Here is a 20,039-nt window from a genome sequence, read left to right on the forward strand (position 1 = left end):
CAATCATAACAGGGGTGAAGACATGAAACGATGGCTACTAGTCGGTTTGACTTTTGTTCTAACGGCATTGATCATTTTGCCATCCTCCGCGCTGGCCTATTCGTATGGTGACGCCAATACAGAAGCAGTCGCTGAAACTTTTAAGCTGGTTCAAACCAGTGTAGGCGATGGTGCGGACAATTGGGGCGCTGCGGAAGGTGCTTACAAGGAGATTAGAGCAGAACTCGTATCGCACTTCGGCGAAGGAATAGCTGCCACACTGGATGCTAATTTCCAGGCCAAAGATAGTAAAGCAGTCATTGCTAATTTCAAAGCTGTCCTCGTGATGAACTTGGATCGACGGTTTACCTATGCTACTAAAGGCATTGATGATTATGCAGAGTCTAAACTCTTGCTAGCCAAAGCTAAGGCGACCTTCGACACACTGGAGCCTTATGTGGGAGCGGGTTCGAGTGAAATTAATAAAGCTTTCGAAGCTGCACTTGAAGCGCTAGGGAATCCTGGATTGTTCGGTGTAGGGAAGAAGGATGTACAGCCAGATGTCTTCAAGGAAAAGGTCAATTTTATCTATGGTAAGGTGAAGCCTTTATTCCCTTATAAGGCTTACGTCAAGCCAGCTGCTTCAAGTGAGCCTACCTCAGTTCCCAAACCACAGGCAACAACTGCGCCCGTTAAGAATGAGACAGGGGTCAAGGCAGAACAACCAGTATCACCGGTTAAAGATGCTAAACCGACAGAAACAAAGTCACCCGATGCAGCTGCAGCAGTGGAGACGAAGTCGCCTGAGCCTACAGCGACGGCTAGTGCTAGTCCAGCGCCAACCACGGATGCTGCTCAGCCTACAGCTGCTGTAGAAGCGCCAGCTAAAGCGTCGGAAGCAGCGGGTTCGGATACTAAGCAAGCTGAGCCGGCGAAAGAAGCGTCGGCGCATGCACCTATGGAACGTTCCGATAAAACGAATCCGTTTATCAGCATCGCTGTTATCGGAGGGGTTATCATACTTCTTGGCGGGGGCGTATGGTTCGCTCGTAAAAGAAAGTGGATTTAATTATTTCTTAAACAAACTTGAGATGAATAGAGGAGAAACTTATTATGCGTAAATTTCTAGCTGTAGCTTTAAGTGTTTCATTAGCTTTATCTAGCGTTGTTACCGTTACATCCGTTGCTTTTGCAGAAAGTAAATACCAAATCACAGAAGATCAAACGATCGCTGCCTCCATCAAGTCTTTCACGGATATCAAAGCTCTTTTCACGGATAAAACGGTACTTGCAGATGTTCAGAAATTATACGTAGATAAATTCCAAACAGAAGTTAAACGCATTGATACAACAATTAAAGCAGACGATCCTAAGATCGATGCGAACATCACACTTGTCCTCGACAGTGCTATCAAAGGCGATTTGAAAGTCGACCAAGCGAAACAAGCGATTGATAAGGGTCTACAATGGTACTATTTCTTGGCTGTACGTGATTTGGTCAACAACCAAGTGCGTCCTGCTTTGACCAAAGGCGATGTTGCCGGAGCGAAAGCGGCTTTTGATAAAGTCGTACAAATTTATGAAGCTGTTCTAGAACCAAACGTTGTGAAACGTGACGCGAAATATAGCTTAAACATGGTTGCACTTTTGAAAACAACAATTGAACTTATGCAAAAGGATATTAAAGACAATAACTTAAATGACTTCAATGTTCACCGTCAATTCTTAGACAAAACGTTGATCAAAAACTACACACTCGCTACTTTTACATACGCAGAAAGCATTGCTACGAAGGCTCCTGCTGATCAAGCTGCAGCGATTACAGAGGGTTACTTCCTCTACATGCCTGTATACACATACCTAAGAGGCGGCAGTATCGCAGATGCTAACTTCGTTAGAGATGCCTTCGCATCCGGCGATGCAAGCAAAATCAAAAAAGACGAAATCCAAAATGCGTTACAACGCACTATGATCGGTAAAGTATCCGAATATGTGAAACAAGCATTCACGAAGCTTGAAGCTAGGGACCTGCAAGGTGCACGCGGATATGCAGCAGAAGGCAACATGTTCCTTGCTAGCCAAGAAGTTTTCTTAGGTAAAGAGAAGTATGCGGCTGCGGTTGAAGAGGCAACGAAATTCTCAAACGCTGTAGACGCATCCGATCTGGCTGCTGCACAAGAGTACGGTTTCCAAATTCTTAAGTTCCTCGTTGACAAAGATGGTTCCAGCTTGAAAATTGGCGACAAAGCGTATCAAGTGGACGGCGCTGCTTTCACAGCTGAGAATGCCCCTTTCATCAACGCAGAAAGCAGTCGCACATTAGTGCCGGTTCGTGTTATTGCACAAGCGATTCAAGCTGGGGTTGAATGGGTAGATGCAACGAAAACAGTTGTTATCACAAAAGATGGTAAGAAAACAGAAATTACTTTAGGATCCGATCAAGTGGTAGAGAATGGTAAAGTGAATGAGAAAGTCAAACTAGATCAACCGGTTATTATCGAAAATGGCAGCTCCTTCATTCCGTTGCGTGCAGTAGCTGAGTTGTTCGGTAAACGCGTATTCTACCAAAATGGTGAAATTATCATTCTTCGTTAATCATTTCGTTCATAGCGAAGACACTTGTGCCTAGTAGGCGCAAGTGTCTTTCAGCATGCTGAAACAAGGAAGAGAACTGGGGGCGGCGGATTATGGATTTACAGGCATTTCTCATTACGTTTCGTGAGGCGCTTGAGGCCATTCTCATTGTTGGTGTAATCGTTACGTATTTAACGCGTATTGATGCCGTGCACTGGCATAAATGGGTATGGGTTGGTGTGTTTCTGGCTTTGATCGTGAGTTACGGATTGGCCCTGGCTTTCCAGGTTTTATTGACCGGATTCGCCAGTATGGGCAGCCAAAATTACTTGAAAATCGGTATCATGCTCGTCTCTTCCGGGCTGCTGACACATATGATCATGTTTATGGGCAAACAAAATAGCGAACTGCAAGGCAAGGTTCAGAGCAAGGTTGCACATATTCTAACCATTGGCGGCGCCATTAATATGGTCGTCCACTCGTTCTTAGTCGTTGTGCGCGAAGGCGTGGAGACAGTTTTCTTCTTTGCGGCAATTACAGGTGGAAACATACAGAAAGCACTCGAAAGCTGGGGAGCACTGGGTGGACTCATTCTGGCTGTCGTAATTGGCCTTCTCTTTTTCAAAGGGACGAAGAAAATTCGGCTGGGCACCTTCTTTCGCATAACCAGTGTATTTCTGATGATGATTTCTGCGGGTTTGTTCGTGCAAGCTATTGGAATCATGCAGGACTTGGGCATTATTGGAAGTTTATATCGGACAGCGGGACACCAAATCGGTGAAATATATAATATAACGGGATTAATGCCGGAGCATCCAATTGATGGTGTGCAATATCTCCGTGACATGGGTAAAGAGCCGCTTATTAACGGCCAAGTTGGCATTTTCTTCAAAGCGTTCCTAGGCTATACACAGAACCCTTCACTGGAAGAATTCGTCGGTTACTGGGGATACTACTTTTTGGTATTCATCTTGCTTGCCGTTCAGAAGAAGCGTCATGAACAGGAGCAGGTAGAAGAAGAGAAAGTGGCTGCTTGATAGCAGCAATAAGAATTTCGAATGGTTAAGCATAAGGAGCGAGGACTGAATGACGATGAACATAGGAATTGTTGGATACGGTCATGTTGGGAAGGCGATACATGTTTTGTTTCCAAACGCTGCGGTTTATGATGCACCTATGCAGGTAGGCAACCAAGCGGAGGTAAACGAAAGTGATGTTGTTTTCGTCTGTGTTCCGACTCCCTCGCTCCCGAGCGGCAAATGTGATACGTCCATCGTGGAAGAAGTGATTACGTGGCTGACAGCTAAAGTCATTGTGATTCGCTCGACAGTTCCCGTAGGGTTCACTGACGCTATGAAGGAACGAACGGGGAAAAGAATCGTGTTCCAGCCGGAATACTATGGAGAAACCGTTGATCACCCCTTTTCGGATTTGCGTCACCGGACTTGGCTTACATTTGGAGGCGAATCTGAGGATGTTAGCCTTGTGATTCGTGCCTATCAGCAAGTCTACAACGCAGAAGTGAGAATCCGTCGGACAGATGCCCGCACAGCCGAAATGGCGAAGTATATGGAGAATTGCTTCCTTGCGCTTAAAGTGTCGTTTTGCAATGAGTTTTATGATATTGCCGGGGCACACGGGATTGATTACAATGAGCTGCGGGAAGTTTGGCTCGAGGACCCGAGAATCGGCCGCAGCCATACCTTCGTGTATGAGGATAGTCGCGGGTACGCCGGGAAATGCTTGCCGAAGGATGTTCATGCGCTGATTAGCATGGCGGACGAGAAAGAAGTTAATGCCGATTTAATGAAGTCTGTTCAACGGAAAAATAGCGATCTTCGTGCTTCATTCGAGTGATCATATCGTAAAAGCCTCCATGTCCACGGATCACTCGTGGGTTTGGAGGCTTTCTTTCTTATCATAGATGCAAAAAGTGCATCAAATCATCGGCTATTTTTGATTTTGAGCAGCGATGATGCATTTTGTGCATCAAATCTCGGCAGTTTGAACAAAAATGGGTAGAAATTGACTAATTTGATGCACTTTTTGCAGCAAATCTCTTGAAATCGCCAATATAGACTGAATTTAATGCACTTTTTACATCAACAATGAATAACCACTAGAATCTAGAGAGCAAGTACACAGAATTAGCTACTCCAAGTGATCTAAACAAAGTAACGCAGAGCTAGCTACTCCGATTGATTTAAACGCCCTCTCTAGTTAGCATGCCGATTTGATTTTCAGCTAACCGTCGCTTAGCGAAGGTTGGCTCGCTTGAGCAACCGCTGGATGGAGCGGTTCGCTTCGGGCAGGATGATATCCTTATCAATCGTCCGCATGATGCGGTTTTCCATGATGATACGACCGTTAATGATCGTCGTTTCCACGTCAGCTCGCGTCGCTGAGTAAACGATGCGAGAGATCGGATCCACGTCGAAGGACGGATACGTGTGAAAGTTGTTGAGATCGAGAATGGCGAGGTCGGCCTTCTTGCCGACCTCGAGACTGCCGATCTCCTTCTCCATGCCGACCGCGCGAGCGCCACCGATGGTCGCCATGCGGAAGACCGTCTGCGCATTCATAGCCGTCGGCCCGTGTATCGGCTTCTGGATAAGCGCAGCCAAACGCATCTCGTTAAACATATCGAGATTATTATTGCACGGCGCGCCATCAGCTCCGAGGCTGACGGAGATATCGAGCTTCAGCATGTCGGGCGTCTCGGCAATGCCTGAAGCAAGCTTCAGGTTAGAGCCGGGACAATGGCTCACATGCACGCCTCGATCATGGATGATGCGCTTCTCTTCTTCATCAAGCCAAATGCAGTGCGCCAGAATAAGGCGCTCATTCGCCAAACCGAGATGATCGAGGTAGACGACGTTGCGCATGCCAGTCTCTGCCTGCACAATCTCGATCTCGCCGAGATTCTCAGATGCGTGCGTGTGCACTTTCACTTGGTACTGCTCTGATAAGCTGCGGACTTCACGCAGCAGCTCTTCCGTACACGATATGACGAATCGTGGAGAGAACGCGTACTGGATGCGGCCATCGTCGTGGCCATTCCATTTCTCCAACAAATCGACACTTTGCTGAAGCGATTCGGAGGTCTTCTCCTGCAAAGCAAAAGGAACCTCGTCCCCTTTGTCCATCATCACCTTGCCGGATAAAGCGCGCATGCCGCTCTCCGCAATAGCTTGAAAAGCAAAGTCGGTGTGGTGCACCGTCTCCATATCGACGATCGTCGTTGTACCGCTTTGAATCAGCTCGCCGATGCCAAGCATGGCGGAATAATAGATCGATTCCTCGTCATGCGAGGCTTCGAGCGGCCATATCCGCTTTTTCAACCAATCCATTAGTTCCAGATCGTCTCCCTTGCCGCGGAATATGGTTTGGCATAAATGAATATGGGTTTGAATGAAGCCTGGAATGATCGTGCGGTGCTTGGCGTCAATCACCTTATCCACCTGCGCGGGGTTCAAATCCGGTCCAATTGCGGTAATTCGGTCATTTTCGATGAAAATATCCCCTGTAATAATATCTCCATTGCGGTTCATAGTCACAATTTGCGCATCTTTAATTAGAATGGTTGTCATCGTTATAAACCTCCTACTCCTTGTATTGTATGAAGCAATGGACACAAAAAAACTAGCCACGAAAAATATGCCAAATATGCGCACATTTTTCGTAGCTAGAAATTTACGGTTTCTAAGTAGAGACCCTTAATCCAATTATTAAGGTTATACGAAAGGGGTAGTATTCAGTTCCTGCTTGCTTTCCTCTAGCGTAAACCGATACAGGTCATTTTGTCAACAGTCTATGTTACCTATTCTGACATCCCCTCCCTCTTTTATGAAAACGGAGTCAATCATTCTGGATGATTAATCGTGCCGCTTCCTACTGAGAATGGTGTCGTAACACCTTCATACATAAGATGCATTGTCATTCCTGCTGCGGCATGTACGAGGTTATGGCAATGATCCATCCAAAGTCCAGGATTATTTGCAACGAAAGCCACTTCGTAAGTTTCTCCCGGCAGTACAGCCAGCGTATCGGACCACCAAGGGCTGCCCGTGGAAGGCTTACCATTGCGAGACAAGACTAGCACATGATGACCGTGTAAGTGCATGGGGTGTTCGACGTTACCTCGGTTCACGATGGTCGTTTTGACGAGATCGCCTTCTTTCACCATTAGCATTGGTGTATTCGGGAATACTTCGCCATTCAACGTATAAAGGAAATCCAGATTACGATTATAGAATCCGAGTTTATTATCCAAGATCAAGGTGAAATCTCTGTCAAAACGGCTATTAGCATCAAAGGGTGTCGAGGTCGGGTTCCCATATTGAAGAGGATCGAAAGCGACCGTTTGAGGAAGCTCAGGAATTTCTCCCTTCCCATCCGGTGACATCAAGATGCCGCTGCTGCGATTACCGCCAACATTCAGGTACACAGGACGCTCTGGCATGATGAATGTGATGTCATAACGACCACCTGTAGGCACAACAACATGCGTATTGGTCAACACACCGGGCTTATTCAGTTCTGTTCCATCAATCGCCGCCACCTCAAAATGAGTGCCGACAAAGGTATATTTTTGCTGTACCCAATCGTCTGTATTAATAAGTCTCATTCGGACAGGCGTCCCTGGCTCGATCGTCATGCGTTCTAATTGATCTGACGCTCCAATGGCAAAAGTATTGCCTTTCCAGCGATGTGTCATGACCGTGATGTCCTTCACTTGCTGCAGGGTTTCCACCTTCGGCACAACGATTAACGCTCCAAAAAGCCCCATACTAACTGCTTCCTGTGAATCTTGATGAGAGTGATACCAGAAAGTGCCCACTTGCTCAGCGCGGAAGCGATACGTGTAAGTCTCGCCCGGCATAAGCGCATTTTGCGTAGCCCCAGCAACGCCATCCTCGGCATTCGGCACATCCAAACCATGCCAATGCGCGGTAACACCTTGCTCGATATCCTCGTTGACCAAAGTGACCTCGACCAACTCTCCCTCTTTCATGCGCAGTTCTGGTCCTGGAATTTGCCCATTATACGTCCAAGCATCCACGGTTTTGCCAGAGCTAAGTGTGACCGTCTTTTTCTGAGCTGTAAGTGTAAAATGACGATCGGGCGTCCCTTCGCGCGGACCTGTTAGGTCAGCAACAGACACCATTTTGGCAGAAGAACCGTTCGTTCCCTCTATCCCGTGTTTATGCGGACTCATACTCGCCGTTACTGCCTGACCGCCATAATCATGTGTCCCGCTCGCCATATCGATTTCCGCTGGCAATTGACTATTGTTCATCGCTAACATAAACAAATAATAGACAGATCCAGCCACAACAGCCATTACACCTACCATCGTTAAGGCGCGTTTCCAAAAGGTGGGAATGACGTAAACTTCCATTTTACTTACCTGCTTGAAGCGAATCTGATGTCTACACCAAAGTCCAGCTGTTAAGAGTACAAAGGCAGTCAAAGGTATGGAAATTTCCAACCACCGAAATGGAACCGGAGGCACGAGTGAGAAATATAAAGCGGTTAACGCGCCTAGAGCCGTCATTTGAAAAGGAATAATGAGACCAGGGCTAGCAGCTCTATGGTAAATAGTTGGCTCAATTGCGGCACCAGGTTCGGCTAAGTTTTGCTTCGTTAAGGAACGCAATTTGATCAGTTTAGGAACCGATACGACCCAGATGGTCAAAATAGGAACAACTACCAGCGGCGCTTGAATAAACACGCGGTCTTGCCAGAAGACTGGATCCATGGATTGCTGCATCCAAACAATTGCTCCAATGATAGCGGCAGCTGGAATAACTGGGAACCATGACCAGAACAGCAGCTTGCTTGCTTTGCGGTGCAATCGTTCCAAATTCTGGTTATATAATAATCGGGATGCTTTGACACTCCCTATCCAGGTGAAAATGACGAATAACAAAGAAACGAACAGTATGATTTGAATACTTATGCTGTACACAATGAAAACCCTCCTAAGAATCGATAATTTCAGTATAGTCCCCCTGCTTAATATGGCACACGGTCCAGAGGCTAAGTGAATACCTAGACTTAAGTAGGGGTTAAAAATACATCCGCTGCCATTCGCCAAATTTATGAGGAAAGCGGTTACTTTGTAATAAATTAACTGGAAATAGTTTGCGTTTTCAAGATAGGTATGGTATGATAAATCCAATCGACAAAAAGAACCTGAATTCACATATTATAAAGGGTTTTCATTTTTGTTAGTGAACCTTTTGCAATGTGTGAATTTTTTCTCTTTGAAGAATAAAAACATGTTAATTTATTTTTGGAGGTATTTCTCATGGCTACTGGTACAGTAAAATGGTTTAACGCAGAAAAAGGTTTCGGTTTCATCGAAGTTGAAGGCGGCAACGATGTATTCGTTCACTTCTCCGCAATCCAAGGCGACGGTTTCAAAACTTTGGACGAAGGCCAACACGTTGAGTTCAGCGTTGTTCAAGGCAACCGCGGACCACAAGCAGAAAACGTTGTAAAACTGTAATATAATTAAAAAGACTGCCTTTACTTGTGTAATGGCAGTCTTTTTCAATTTAGCTTATGAGGACGAAGAATGTTTTGCAAATAGCAAAACGCTAAATCAATGCTTACCAAGCTAGTTTTACTAACGTAAAACTCTAAGGAGGTTTATCCATGTATTCCAGAAAAAAGTCGCTTGAAGAGATGCCTCTAGAAAATGTGACGGTATGGTCTTGTGAAAAAGAAGGCTGTAAAGGCTGGATGCGAGATAATTTTGCATTCGATCACGTGCCGACTTGTCATTTATGTCAGTCCACAATGGTTCGAAGTGTCAAGTTACTTCCTTTAGTTAATAACACGAATACGGATCAGAAGGCGCTCAAAAAGGGCGTACAAATTTAATATAACGAAACCCGGAGACGCGGATGTCTTCGGGTTTTTTGTGTTCCCACATAAACTCACTTGTAGCGGGGGAGGAAAAATGTCAGTGAAATCTAGAAAACGTCGTCAATGGCCGCTATTGGCAGGCGCCTGCCTACTTGCCGCATGTGTGGTGATTGTGGTTGGTAAATCGCCATTCGGCGCACCATTCTCTTGGAAAGACAACACGCCTGCTGTTGTAGTAGCAACACCTATACCAACGCCACCACCTCGAGAGGCTGTGGAATTCCGTATGCTCGATTTTGATCGCGGCTGGGTGAAATATGCAGATGGAATCGCGAGAACAGAGGATGGTGGGGCGCAGTGGCAAGAAGCGCTCGGGACAGACCTCACCGCCGAGGAAGCAGGAAACGCTTTGCCGATAGGCGGACCGATCATGGAGCTGCTTAGCCTAGAGGCAAGTTCAGGATCGGCCAGTCAGGACAGCCCAAAACCGCTTACGGTTACAGTGGGCAATGCCTCTTTACAAGTGAAGCAATCGCAGTTCCTGACGCCTCGCATCGGATGGGTGCTTCTCGCCAGTACGAAGGATAGTAAAAACCCATTGCTCATCACAACAGATGGTGGACAGACCTGGGTGGACGGTATGACGACCGAGGTCAAAGAGGCCATTCTAAAAGAGAAGAAGCATCTGCAGCAATTGAAGCTGGAATCGGCGCTCTACGGAACCAAGGATGACGCCAAAGCGGTCATCGGTTCGAAGTGGAAGCTCGTTCCGGATAGCGCAGCTCCAGGAGATGTTGTGCTGGTGCGTCATAACGAACCAGGGAGTATCACTTGGTTGAATAAAACGTATACCCTTCAGCCTTATGGAACGGGATACTTTACGTATTTGCCGATTACGATGAGTGCAAAGCCGGGGAAATATCCGATCGGTGATCAGACGCTAACCATTGAATCGAAGAAGTTCGAAACGCAGTATTTGAAGGTAACAGCTCAGATGGAAAGCATGAAGCAGGACACGGGTCGTATTGCAGCCGACCAGAAGAAGATTGATCTGGCGCGAAGTAAGTCCGAGCCGGAATTTCTCTTCAGCGGGCCGTTCGTGCAGCCCGTTGAGGGGATTTTGACGACACCGTATGGGCACACCCGTTATGTGAACGGGAAATACGACAGCTCTCATATGGCCATTGATCTGGCCGCGAAGGAAGGCACCCCGATCAAAGCTACCAACGACGGGGTAGTCGCGCTGGCGGAAACCCTATATTTGACCGGCAATGCCATCTATATCGACCATGGGATGGGGCTTTTCTCGCAGTACGCACATCTCTCGGAGCTGCGTGTGAAAACGGGTGATCGGGTCAAGCAGGGCGATATCATTGGGCTCGTCGGCACGACCGGTTTCTCTACCGGGCCGCATTTGCACTTTACCTTTTGGGCGCACAATGTGCAGGTCAATCCGAACTTGTTTTTTAATACGACACCGTTTCGCTGGGTTCAGCCGAAGGGGTAAATAGAAATAGGACACCGACTCTCAACATGAATAGAGAGAGGGTGTCCTTTTTTGTACTATGTGCGTGTAGAGATGCGTTCGTATGTATCGATATCACAAATGACGAACAGCCGAGCATCTTCAGGAATGAGTTGATCCAGCTTGCGGTTGATGTTCAATTGATCGCCGTCGGAGATCAGTGTCGCACCTTCTTGGAGCAGATGCTCGAAAGCGTCACGGTAGGTGCTCCATGATTTTCTTTTGCCAAGAACATGAAGATTATCGCCCGATTGTCTGGTCAAAAGCTGTGACACAATGCGGGAGGAGCCCGGTGAAAAGGCAGAGCGAACGGCAAGCTGTGAGATCGTCTCGGAGCCAATTATGAACTCGTTCACGTTGACATGCAGGAAGTTTTGCATGTTTTCGCGGTTTTTGATTTCCACAACGGAGTGCACGTTTCGGTAATTCCTCTCAATGGTCGTGGCAACGAGCAGCGTTTTGCCATCGACGAAGGAGGGATCGCGAAGCATAGCATGATCTTCCGTTGTTTCATTGGCAAAGATGAACACAGAACGTGCCTTTTTCATATTAGCTTTTTCCAACGTTTCAATGAGGGTAGGATTGCCTTGAATATAATGAACCCGATTATGAACGATTGGTGTTTTCTCCAGTGTATCTATGAGGACGATCTCTGTTTCCGAGTCCGTATTCAGAATTTCTTGAATCGCCAACTCGGCGTTTTTGCTCCAGTCTACGATCACAAAATGCTGTTCGCCTTGATATCTCAATTTGCCCTCTTCCTTTCGCTGTCTGTATACGAATAGTGAATCGATGACTTTACTGATAGTAACGGAGATCAGACCTATTCCGAAAATGTAGAGAAACATGCCGAGACATTTACCCGCAACGGTTTTGGGAGCGTAATCCCCATAGCCGGTTGTCGTAACGGTCGTCATGACCCACCATAAGCCATTGAAGAGGCTGCCAAAGGTTTCTTTTTCTAAGAGGTAAGCGCTCACGGAAGATAGGACGATAAACACGATGGCTACAACGAAAATAAACTTATTATTCATCCGCAGAAGTTTGAGAAAGAACTTACTGAAATAGAACATGTAGGGCCCTTTCTTGAGTCTAAATGGTAAAAAAAATCGATTGAAATTGATTGTAACATACTTCCATTTATAGTGAGAGAGGTAGCTATTTAGTACTGGTGCATGCTACAATGAAGAACAAATGTTCTAGGACGGAGAAAAGTAGAGATGACCCCTAACGTCAACATTTCCGTGCGCTCCCTGGTGGAATATGTATATCGCAGCGGCAGTATTGAGTCAGGTTTTAGGACGAGCCGTGCGCTGACGGAAGGGACCAAGGCGCATCAAAAACTACAGAAGCAATACGGCGAGTCGGACCAGCACGAGGTTTATGTTTCGGCTGAGATCTCCTATGAGGATCTTTTATTTGTCATTGATGGGCGCTGTGACGGGCTTCTGATGGATGCGGATGGCGTGGTTACCGTGGACGAAATCAAATCAACTTCATCCGATATTGGGCAAATCGAGGAAGATTCCTATCCGGTTCATTGGGCACAAGCGAAATGCTATGCCTATATGGTGTCCAAAGATCGAGGGCTAAGCCGTATGCGAATTCAACTCACCTATATGCAGGTTGATACGGAAGAGACTCGACGATTTGTTATTGAAATGTCATCGGACGAGCTTGAGCAGTTCATGCTTGACGTAGTGGAGCGGTATTATCCTTATGCAGAGGCGAGAAATGAGCATGAACAGCGCAGGAATCAGAGCATCAAGGAGCTGTCTTTCCCGTTCCCGAATTACCGTGAAGGGCAGCGTAAGCTGGCCGGTGCGGTGTACAAAACGATAAACGAAGGGCGCAAGCTGTTCGCCAAGGCGCCAACAGGCATCGGTAAGACGATGTCGACCCTATTTCCATCGGTCAAAGCGATCGGTGAGGGACTCCTGCAGCGGATCTTCTATTTGACGGCGAGAACAACTACCCGTACCGCAGCGGAAGAAGCTTATTCGCTTCTGCAGGCTGGTGGACTTAGGCTGCAAGTCGTCACGATCACGGCGAAGGAGAAAGTGTGTTTCCAGGAGGAAGTACGCTGCTCAAAAGAGCATTGTGAGTTCGCCGACGGTTATTATGACCGGATTAATGAAGCCGTGCTCGATCTGCTGAGACATGAGACTATCATGACCCGCACAGTCATTGAGTCGTATGCGCGAAAGCATCGGGTGTGTCCTTTTGAGTTTTCACTCGATGTTGCCTATGCAGCTGATGCTGTCATTTGCGATTATAATTATATTTTCGACCCTCGTGTGAATTTGAAAAGGCTGTTTGAGGAACAGAAGCGGCAAACCTCGCTGCTTGTAGATGAGGCTCATAATTTAGTGGACCGTGCGCGCGAGATGTATTCCAGCGTTTTAAATAAATCAGATTTCCTTGCGCTTCAGCGTGAGTTCAAGGGCGTTCGAGCCGAGCTGCATGATGCGGCCAAGGCCATTAATCAGTACTTTATTGCGATGCGTAAGCAGATCGGGGATCGCCAGATGCAGGTGGAGCCGGAGCTGCCGGAGCCATTGATCGGGCTGCTGGACGTGTTTATTGCGGCAGCGGAAAAAGAGCTGGCTGGGGCAGGCGCCACACCGTCTACAACACCGCTGCTGCTGGAGGCTTACTTCGGCGCACAAAATTTTGGGCGCATTGCGAAGCTGTACGATGAACGGTATGTGACGTTCATGGCATGTGAACGGAACGAGGTCAGCGTGAAGCTGTTCTGCCTTGATCCTTCCCACTTGCTTCGGCAGATGGGCAAGGGTTATCGGTCGCATGTGTTTTTCTCAGCGACCCTTTCGCCGCTGTCCTACTTCATGGACACGCTTGGGGCAGGGGAGGACGACTATTCCGTGACGGTGCCGTCCCCTTTTTCCAAAGAGCAGCTGGATGTCTTCGTTCAGCCTCTATCAACACGCTACCAGGACCGCGAGCGCAGTCGCGAGCCGATTGCCCGCTCGCTGTATGAGCTGATGGCGAAGCGTTCGGGTAATTATTTGGTGTTTTTCCCTTCGTATGCTTATATGAGCAGCGTATATGAGGCTTTTACTGACCTCGTGGGTGAACAAGAGGACCTGCATCCAGAAGAGGTGCCGAGAAGTCAGCTCCGAGTTCTCGTACAGCATACGAAGATGTCGGAGGAGGAGCGGGAGCACTTTCTGGCGGAGTTTCAAGCGGGAACGGAGAAGACGCTTGTAGGCTTTGCTGTGATGGGCGGTATCTTCTCGGAGGGCATTGATTTGGTAGGAGACCGACTAACAGGCGTGGCCGTCGTCGGTGTCGGGTTGCCGCAGCTTGGACCGGAGCGAAATCTGATCAAGGCTTACATCGACAGTACCGGCAAAAACGGCTACGAGTATGCCTATGTGTTCCCAGGCATGAACAAAGTGCAGCAGGCGGGTGGGCGCTTGATCCGCTCCGAAACGGATCGCGGTGTTCTACTGTTAATCGACGACCGCTACTTACAGCCGCTGTATCAACGTCTACTGCCAGAAGAGTGGCGCGACTACACAGTGCTGCAGGCACAGCGTTATTAGTATTTGTCATGCTTAGCTCTGTAGCTTTAAAGTGAGGCACCGAAAAAAGGCGAAGAACCCTAGAGGGATCTTCGCCTTTCGTTGCAACAGGAAGTAATCTCTGCAATTGTGAGAATCAATGGATTCCATTGGAGTATTTACAGTGCTTTTCTGATTCAGGCTTAAGAATAACGCGTTCTATTGGATAAATCCAATGGAAGTACGATTTCCACTGCTTGAACAGAAAATCTATTGGATATTTCCAATGAAATGAGATAGTTAGCATGTAATAGCTCCCCAACACATTAATCATAAATAAATAGTGGAATTTGTAGGAAGTTATTGATAAAATGAAACTATATTTCATTGCATGAAACTTCAATTGAAACTTATGTGTTTGGAGGGGTTATGTATGAACTTTTCATTTGATGGGATTGACCATATTCAATTAGCGGCTCCTGAAGGCTGTGAAGATGAGGCGAGAAATTTTTTCGCCACATTACTAGGCTGGACAGAAATCCCGAAACCTGAAAACTTAAGAAAACGCGGCGGTGTTTGGTTTCAATGCGGTATTCATCAGGTTCACATCGGGGTTCAAAAGGATTTTGTTCCGGCTACAAAAGCTCATCCAGCATTTCAGGTAAGCCAATTAGACGAGTTGCAGACATATTTGGCGAAACACAACATACAAACCATTCCAGATGATGCAAGAGACGACGAGGGAGTAAAACGATTCTATTTGAATGATCCATTCGGCAATCGTATTGAGTTTCTTGAATGGCTTTAAAAAACAGGTGCCTTTATTGCAGTTCATATTCTTGTTTCCATTTTTGTATAGCTAAAATGAACTCATTACGATGGTTGCCTAGAAAATGGTCTAATGCCTTATCATTAGGGGCCTCAGCTGCTTCCATTATTTGAGAAATGGGGACCACACGCAGAATTTCTACGATATCGTTTGTTATCCTAAAAACAATTCGGATGTCAGCCTCTTGTAGGGTAATCTCTTTACAACCTACGAATTTAGGATCGGAATAATGGCTAAGTTCTTCACCAACCTCATTCGCTCGATAACTCAATTCATCGATTGCTTGATTGACTTCATTTAATACGGAAATATCCAACTGCCAATACTCCTGAGCTGCTCCTGCATCAAAACGAATAGCCTATCGCTCCTTCGTGTGGTTCTTTGCGGATTTCATTCCAATTCATAATAGAGGCTGGGTCTTGCGTGATTCGATCTATTCGTTCATTCAGAATTCGCTCTTCCTCTTGTTGTTCTAGCTGAGTCAGTCGTTCAAACATTTGCTCGAAGTAAGGGTACCCAACCAATACCGTATCGACGACACCATTCTCTGTTATGAATTGGGGTAGATCCTTCGCTTTCCTACGCAGTTCACCAAATTTTTTGGAAGCCGTGGTGGAACTGACCAATTGATCGGCTCTAAAAGTAAGTTTTTTCATGGATATAGTATGATCCACGTCGCTTTAAGTATTCAGTAGTTATTATGTGCTATTTACAAACCATAAGCAGGTTGCCGTCAGGATCACGAAAAGCGAACCATTGCTCATTTTGGATCTCCGTAACAAGCTCCACTTCGTTATTTTTCATGAATTCATAAGAGGCTTGAATATCCTCAGTTTGAAACATAAAAGCAGGTGTTTGATAGGTCGGAGGGCCACCAGGCTCGTTGCCGCCCCACAGGGGCATTTGATCAAGCGCAAGGGATGTTCCATCCATGGGAAGAGCGTAGAGGTGTCCGAAAAGGATATCCCCGTCAGGAGCTACACCAAGTAACTTACAGTACCAATCCCGCGCATTCTCAATATTCCGAACGGGAATAAAGACGTTGCTAATTCGATTCTTAATCGGACTTGACATACGAACCTCGCTCATATCAACACAACCTCCATAAAAGGGATAATTTCCCTTTAAGTATTTCATATGAAATCCTGTCTGTAAATGATTTGCAGCTTTTTCCCCAGAAAGAAAAAAAGAGTGAACTGACAATAATGTCAGCTCACTCTTTTTTCATAATGACATCCGATAAATGCTCACAACATCTTCGCGAGTCAGCTTCTTAAAGTTGCCAAAGTCCCCGTAAACCATGGCTTTATCGGCCATGAGCTCAATTGTCGAGTCGTCGATGTCGTAATCGGACAGTCGACTTGGCGCGCCAATGGAGGCGAAGAATTCACGAAGAGCGGCGATGCCTTCCTCCGCAACTTGGCGATCCGATTTGTCTATCGCATCAATGTCAAAGACGTTCTGTGCGAACTGTTTGAACCGCGCCACGTTGGCATCGAGTGTGTAGGTCATCCAGTTCGGGAAGAGGATTGCAAGGCCGCCTCCGTGCGGAATATCGTGAACGGCTGAAACAGCATGCTCGAGATTATGGGTTGCCCAATCGCCGCGAACACCCATGCTCAGGACACCGTTAAGCGCCATTGTACCGCTATATAGAATGGTTGCACGCTCTTCCAGATCATCAAGATCTCGCAGCAAGCGCGGAGCCGTATCTATCACTGTGCGAAGGATTGTTTCACAGAAGCCATCCTGCAACGGTGTGTTAGTCGTATGATGGAAGTACTGTTCAAACACGTGAGACATGATATCAACCATGCCATATACGGTCTGATTTTCTGGCAAGGAAGTCGTGTGAGCAGGATCTAGAATCGAAAATTTAGGGAATGAGAACGGACTGCCCCAACCGAGCTTCTCTTTCGTCTCCCAGTTCGTAATGACAGAACCGGAGTTCATTTCTGAGCCCGTTGCTGCGATTGTGAGGACAGTTCCCAAGGGCAGAGCCCCCGTTGCAGAAGCCTTCCGTGTAACGATATCCCAGAAGTCACCCTCGTACTTCGCTCCTACAGCTATAGCTTTGGCGCAGTCGATAACGCTGCCACCGCCGACAGCTAGAATGAGGTCAATGTTCTGGTTGCGGCACATTTCTACACCCCGATGAACAGTTGTTAGTCTCGGGTTAGGCTCTACACCGCTCAGTTCGAAGATATTTACATCCAAGCCTTTCAGAATATGAACGACGTTCGTATAAATGCCATTCTGCTTAATGCTCCCGCCGCCATAGACGAGCAGTACGTTCTTGCCATATTTAGGTACCTCAGCTGTTAATTTCTCCAGTTGTCCCTGACCGAAATGCAGTGTGGTTGGATTGTGGAATGTAAAATTATTCATCGGATTACCTCCTCATTGAGTCTATCTGTAGGTAGTATGTTCTTACCCTTTCATTGTATAGAAGAAACAGTGAAAAACAAAATTTGGCCTCCGCTAAGGAATGACGACAGCCCCAGCCCTGGTCTCCTGGCGGACGAAAGGCCGATCTCCCAGCCAGTAAATGGTTCCATCCTGCGTAACAAAATGATGAAAAAAGTAAGCTCTTCCTTCAATCGGGAAATGATAATAAGATGAGGTAGTAACAAGTTTCGATGAACCTGGTAAAGAAACATGGTTATCGGCAAATATGTTCGTATCATGAATAATGCCTTGCGAATCAATGTAGGCCCCACCTGTTAATTGCTGCGCCTGATGATCCGTTTTCTTTATCTCAACCGTAAATATATTAGACTCAGAACTTCCTTCTGTCTGTTTGAGGGTAAGCTCATGCACCTTGTTTTGTTCATCTAAGGCTAAGGCGATGAACCGGGAGCCTTCGTTAAACACATAGTCCATAGGAGAAAACTGACTGAACGACGTCCCCGCTTGAGCTGGGACCATATCAGAGCTGAACGCTCCTTTGACCATCTTGGGGGCGAAATAGAGTTCACCTTGATCCGTCAAGGCAAATGCGGAAGGCGATCCAAACACGCGGGTTACGACGCCCTTCGGTCGTGGATTCAAGATGAAATCAGAAACCTTCAACGGTCCTGAATTCCCTTCTATGCCTTGGACGTAAAGGGTCCGCCCATCCCGCAAAACCATGAGGAAACCACTCCAAGTGTGGCTAACATCAACAATAGGTTCGGGGGTTTGCAGCATGCTGCATGTTTTGCTACCGTATGGATCAAGAAGAAGCAAGTGACCGTTTGATGTTAGCAGCGTATGGCTGTTCAGAGCTTTGCTAACTTTTTGTCCTAGTAGTAGAGGCTTTGGTGTATCATCCGTCTTCCATAACCAAGCATCTCCGTCTTTAATTGCGATATAGGATTCGTAGGAAGGATATAGCGCATCAAGACCGGGCCACTGTCCTATCGCAATTGGGACTGCGGTATAAACCGATGTACGTCCCAATTGGCCATACATGTTGGAACCCAAGGATAACAGCTGACGGTCGGTGGTTAGAGCTAGGACATGATCGGAACCGACTGCAAGTTTAGCCACGTTCGACAGACCGTCTAGGCGAATTGCTTTCTCTGGCGTGACGGATTGATAATCGGGACCCAGCAGGTTTTGCAGATCACCCCATGCCAACACAGATCCATCTTTCTGAAGTGCAACGGTGTAATACTGCGTCGCAGTAAGCTGGATCGTACTGTCAGGTGCCGTTGCGTCAACGAGTTGATTATCCTGATTGATCATGTACCATTTTTGTCGGTCAGACTGGATATACGCTTTGGTCGAGTAAGACATTGTCGTCTCGATCTTTGTGGGCATTTCTCCATTGGGAAGCATAATATTTTGGAACGAACTAGTCGAGTTTTGAAACGAGTTATCCTGTATATGGACGAGGGTTCCATCTTTGCGTAGGGCTAAGGCTATATAGGGGGTGGCATACATTGCAGTTAGTTCACCTTGCAGCTCCCACTTCTTTGTGAGAGGTTTTCCGTCGCTTCCATAAGTTTCGTACAGGCGAACAACGCCATTCGGATACCAACCGAGCACCGATGAATCAAAAGCTTGCGCGATGCCGATTGCACCTTTCAACTCTTGAACACGCTTTGGTGTTTCGCCGATACCGAGATCCCACACCTCACCTTGATGCGTTAGAGCGAAGCGTCCATCCTGTTGTTTAATCGATGTCGGAGCTCCTGCCACCTTTTGCGGAAACCCAGAAGGGTGTATGCCTGCCTCGAAGCTCAGGTTTCCCCATCGATACACACTGCCATCCTCCATAAGTGCGTAGGAGGTGCCAAATTCCATGCCATAACCTGCTTGATCAAGCAGATGACCGGTTGATACATGGCGGACGTTCGTGAAGGGCTTGGGAATTGGCATTTTTGCAGCTGTAAATCCCGAATTCTGGATCGTAGAAGGGTAGATGTCAAAGTCTGCTGGGCACGAAAGAATCTCAAAATCAGCTTTTTTCACAGGCGAGATGGATGGTATAATCAAGGGTTCTTGGGAAGCAGGCACTGTCACTAGGGGTTCGTTGACTACTCTCCTAATGGGATAATGCCAGATAAATAAAGTTACCAGGAGGAGAAGGATGACTATAGCGGTGATTTTTTTCGTATGCCGCTGAATGACCGATCGAAGTCGAATAAACATGAAGCACAACCTTTCCAATAAATGGATATTCATGCAATGTATTAGACGACGCTCAGCAAGAAAAGTTTTATATAAATTGAACGAGGCAGGA

At 46.8% G+C, this 20,039-nt stretch carries 17 protein-coding genes and 1 riboswitch; of the genes, 9 read left to right on the plus strand and 8 right to left on the minus strand.

Going from position 1 to position 20,039, the window contains the following annotated elements:
• The first annotated feature begins 22 nt into the window (after positions 1-22).
• The 4 genes from GC102_RS01735 to GC102_RS01750 all read left to right on the plus strand — a co-directional run bounded on the left by GC102_RS01735 (position 23) and on the right by GC102_RS01750 (position 4,410).
• Positions 23-1,048 (plus strand): hypothetical protein, encoded by a 1,026-nt coding sequence (locus GC102_RS01735; protein WP_171687955.1) that lies wholly within the window; start codon positions 23-25, stop codon positions 1,046-1,048.
• Positions 1,049-1,092: 44 nt separating this feature from the next.
• Entirely contained in the window at positions 1,093-2,574 is a 1,482-nt protein-coding gene (locus tag GC102_RS01740) for a copper amine oxidase N-terminal domain-containing protein (protein ID WP_171687956.1), read from the plus strand.
• Between the two features lie 92 nt (positions 2,575-2,666).
• Positions 2,667-3,590, plus strand: a complete 924-nt coding sequence (locus GC102_RS01745) for an FTR1 family iron permease (RefSeq protein ID WP_171687957.1) — start codon at positions 2,667-2,669, stop codon at positions 3,588-3,590.
• 49 nt (positions 3,591-3,639) lie between these two features.
• Positions 3,640-4,410 carry a Rossmann-fold NAD(P)-binding domain-containing protein gene (locus GC102_RS01750; protein WP_171687958.1) on the plus strand — a complete coding sequence of 257 codons (771 nt, stop codon included), beginning with the start codon at positions 3,640-3,642 and terminating at the stop codon, positions 4,408-4,410.
• 398 nt (positions 4,411-4,808) lie between these two features.
• Here the strand turns inward: GC102_RS01750 and GC102_RS01755 are convergent, their stop codons facing one another.
• Both GC102_RS01755 and GC102_RS01760 read right to left on the minus strand, forming a co-directional pair.
• Positions 4,809-6,143 (minus strand): 5'-deoxyadenosine deaminase, encoded by a 1,335-nt coding sequence (locus GC102_RS01755; RefSeq protein WP_171687959.1) that lies wholly within the window; start codon positions 6,141-6,143, stop codon positions 4,809-4,811.
• A gap of 72 nt (positions 6,144-6,215) precedes the next feature.
• Positions 6,216-6,315: riboswitch (purine riboswitch) on the minus strand.
• A 100-nt stretch (positions 6,316-6,415) separates the two neighbouring features.
• Entirely contained in the window at positions 6,416-8,524 is a 2,109-nt protein-coding gene (locus GC102_RS01760) for a multicopper oxidase family protein (RefSeq protein ID WP_171687960.1), read from the minus strand.
• Positions 8,525-8,866: 342 nt separating this feature from the next.
• Between GC102_RS01760 and GC102_RS01765 the strand changes: the two genes are divergently transcribed.
• From GC102_RS01765 to GC102_RS01775, 3 genes are all read left to right on the plus strand, one after another.
• Positions 8,867-9,067 (plus strand): cold-shock protein, encoded by a 201-nt coding sequence (locus GC102_RS01765; protein ID WP_029199448.1) that lies wholly within the window; start codon positions 8,867-8,869, stop codon positions 9,065-9,067.
• Positions 9,068-9,216: 149 nt separating this feature from the next.
• Complete coding sequence (locus tag GC102_RS01770; protein WP_029199449.1) at positions 9,217-9,444, plus strand: cold-shock protein; 228 nt, start codon at positions 9,217-9,219, stop codon at positions 9,442-9,444.
• Positions 9,445-9,523: 79 nt separating this feature from the next.
• Positions 9,524-10,936 (plus strand): M23 family metallopeptidase, encoded by a 1,413-nt coding sequence (locus tag GC102_RS01775; protein WP_171687961.1) that lies wholly within the window; start codon positions 9,524-9,526, stop codon positions 10,934-10,936.
• 56 nt (positions 10,937-10,992) lie between these two features.
• Here the strand turns inward: GC102_RS01775 and GC102_RS01780 are convergent, their stop codons facing one another.
• The gene (locus tag GC102_RS01780) at positions 10,993-12,078 is read right to left on the minus strand and encodes an ion channel (protein ID WP_376769342.1); all 1,086 of its coding nucleotides are present in this window, start codon (positions 12,076-12,078) and stop codon (positions 10,993-10,995) included.
• A 96-nt stretch (positions 12,079-12,174) separates the two neighbouring features.
• On the opposite strand from GC102_RS01780, the gene GC102_RS01785 reads away from it, so the two are divergent.
• Both GC102_RS01785 and GC102_RS01790 read left to right on the plus strand, forming a co-directional pair.
• Complete coding sequence (locus GC102_RS01785; RefSeq protein ID WP_171687963.1) at positions 12,175-14,523, plus strand: ATP-dependent DNA helicase; 2,349 nt, start codon at positions 12,175-12,177, stop codon at positions 14,521-14,523.
• 391 nt (positions 14,524-14,914) lie between these two features.
• Positions 14,915-15,289, plus strand: coding sequence for a VOC family protein (locus GC102_RS01790; protein ID WP_171687964.1), 375 nt, complete (start codon positions 14,915-14,917; stop codon positions 15,287-15,289).
• 13 nt (positions 15,290-15,302) lie between these two features.
• Here the strand turns inward: GC102_RS01790 and GC102_RS01795 are convergent, their stop codons facing one another.
• The 5 genes from GC102_RS01795 to GC102_RS01815 all read right to left on the minus strand — a co-directional run bounded on the left by GC102_RS01795 (position 15,303) and on the right by GC102_RS01815 (position 19,948).
• Positions 15,303-15,626, minus strand: a complete 324-nt coding sequence (locus GC102_RS01795) for a hypothetical protein (RefSeq protein WP_171687965.1) — start codon at positions 15,624-15,626, stop codon at positions 15,303-15,305.
• A 28-nt stretch (positions 15,627-15,654) separates the two neighbouring features.
• Positions 15,655-15,966: a type II toxin-antitoxin system Phd/YefM family antitoxin gene (locus tag GC102_RS01800; protein ID WP_171687966.1), complete on the minus strand. Its 312-nt coding sequence runs from the start codon at positions 15,964-15,966 to the stop codon at positions 15,655-15,657.
• A 49-nt stretch (positions 15,967-16,015) separates the two neighbouring features.
• Complete coding sequence (locus tag GC102_RS01805) at positions 16,016-16,399, minus strand: VOC family protein (RefSeq protein WP_171687967.1); 384 nt, start codon at positions 16,397-16,399, stop codon at positions 16,016-16,018.
• A gap of 135 nt (positions 16,400-16,534) precedes the next feature.
• The gene (locus GC102_RS01810; protein WP_171687968.1) at positions 16,535-17,698 is read right to left on the minus strand and encodes an iron-containing alcohol dehydrogenase; all 1,164 of its coding nucleotides are present in this window, start codon (positions 17,696-17,698) and stop codon (positions 16,535-16,537) included.
• 93 nt (positions 17,699-17,791) lie between these two features.
• A complete protein-coding gene (locus GC102_RS01815) occupies positions 17,792-19,948 on the minus strand; it encodes an RCC1 domain-containing protein (RefSeq protein ID WP_171687969.1) in 2,157 nt (718 codons plus the stop codon).
• Positions 19,949-20,039: the final 91 nt, after the last annotated feature.

Source organism: Paenibacillus germinis, from assembly GCF_013141785.1.
In the GTDB taxonomy this organism is placed as follows: Bacteria; Bacillota; Bacilli; order Paenibacillales; family NBRC-103111; genus Paenibacillus_E; species Paenibacillus_E phytorum.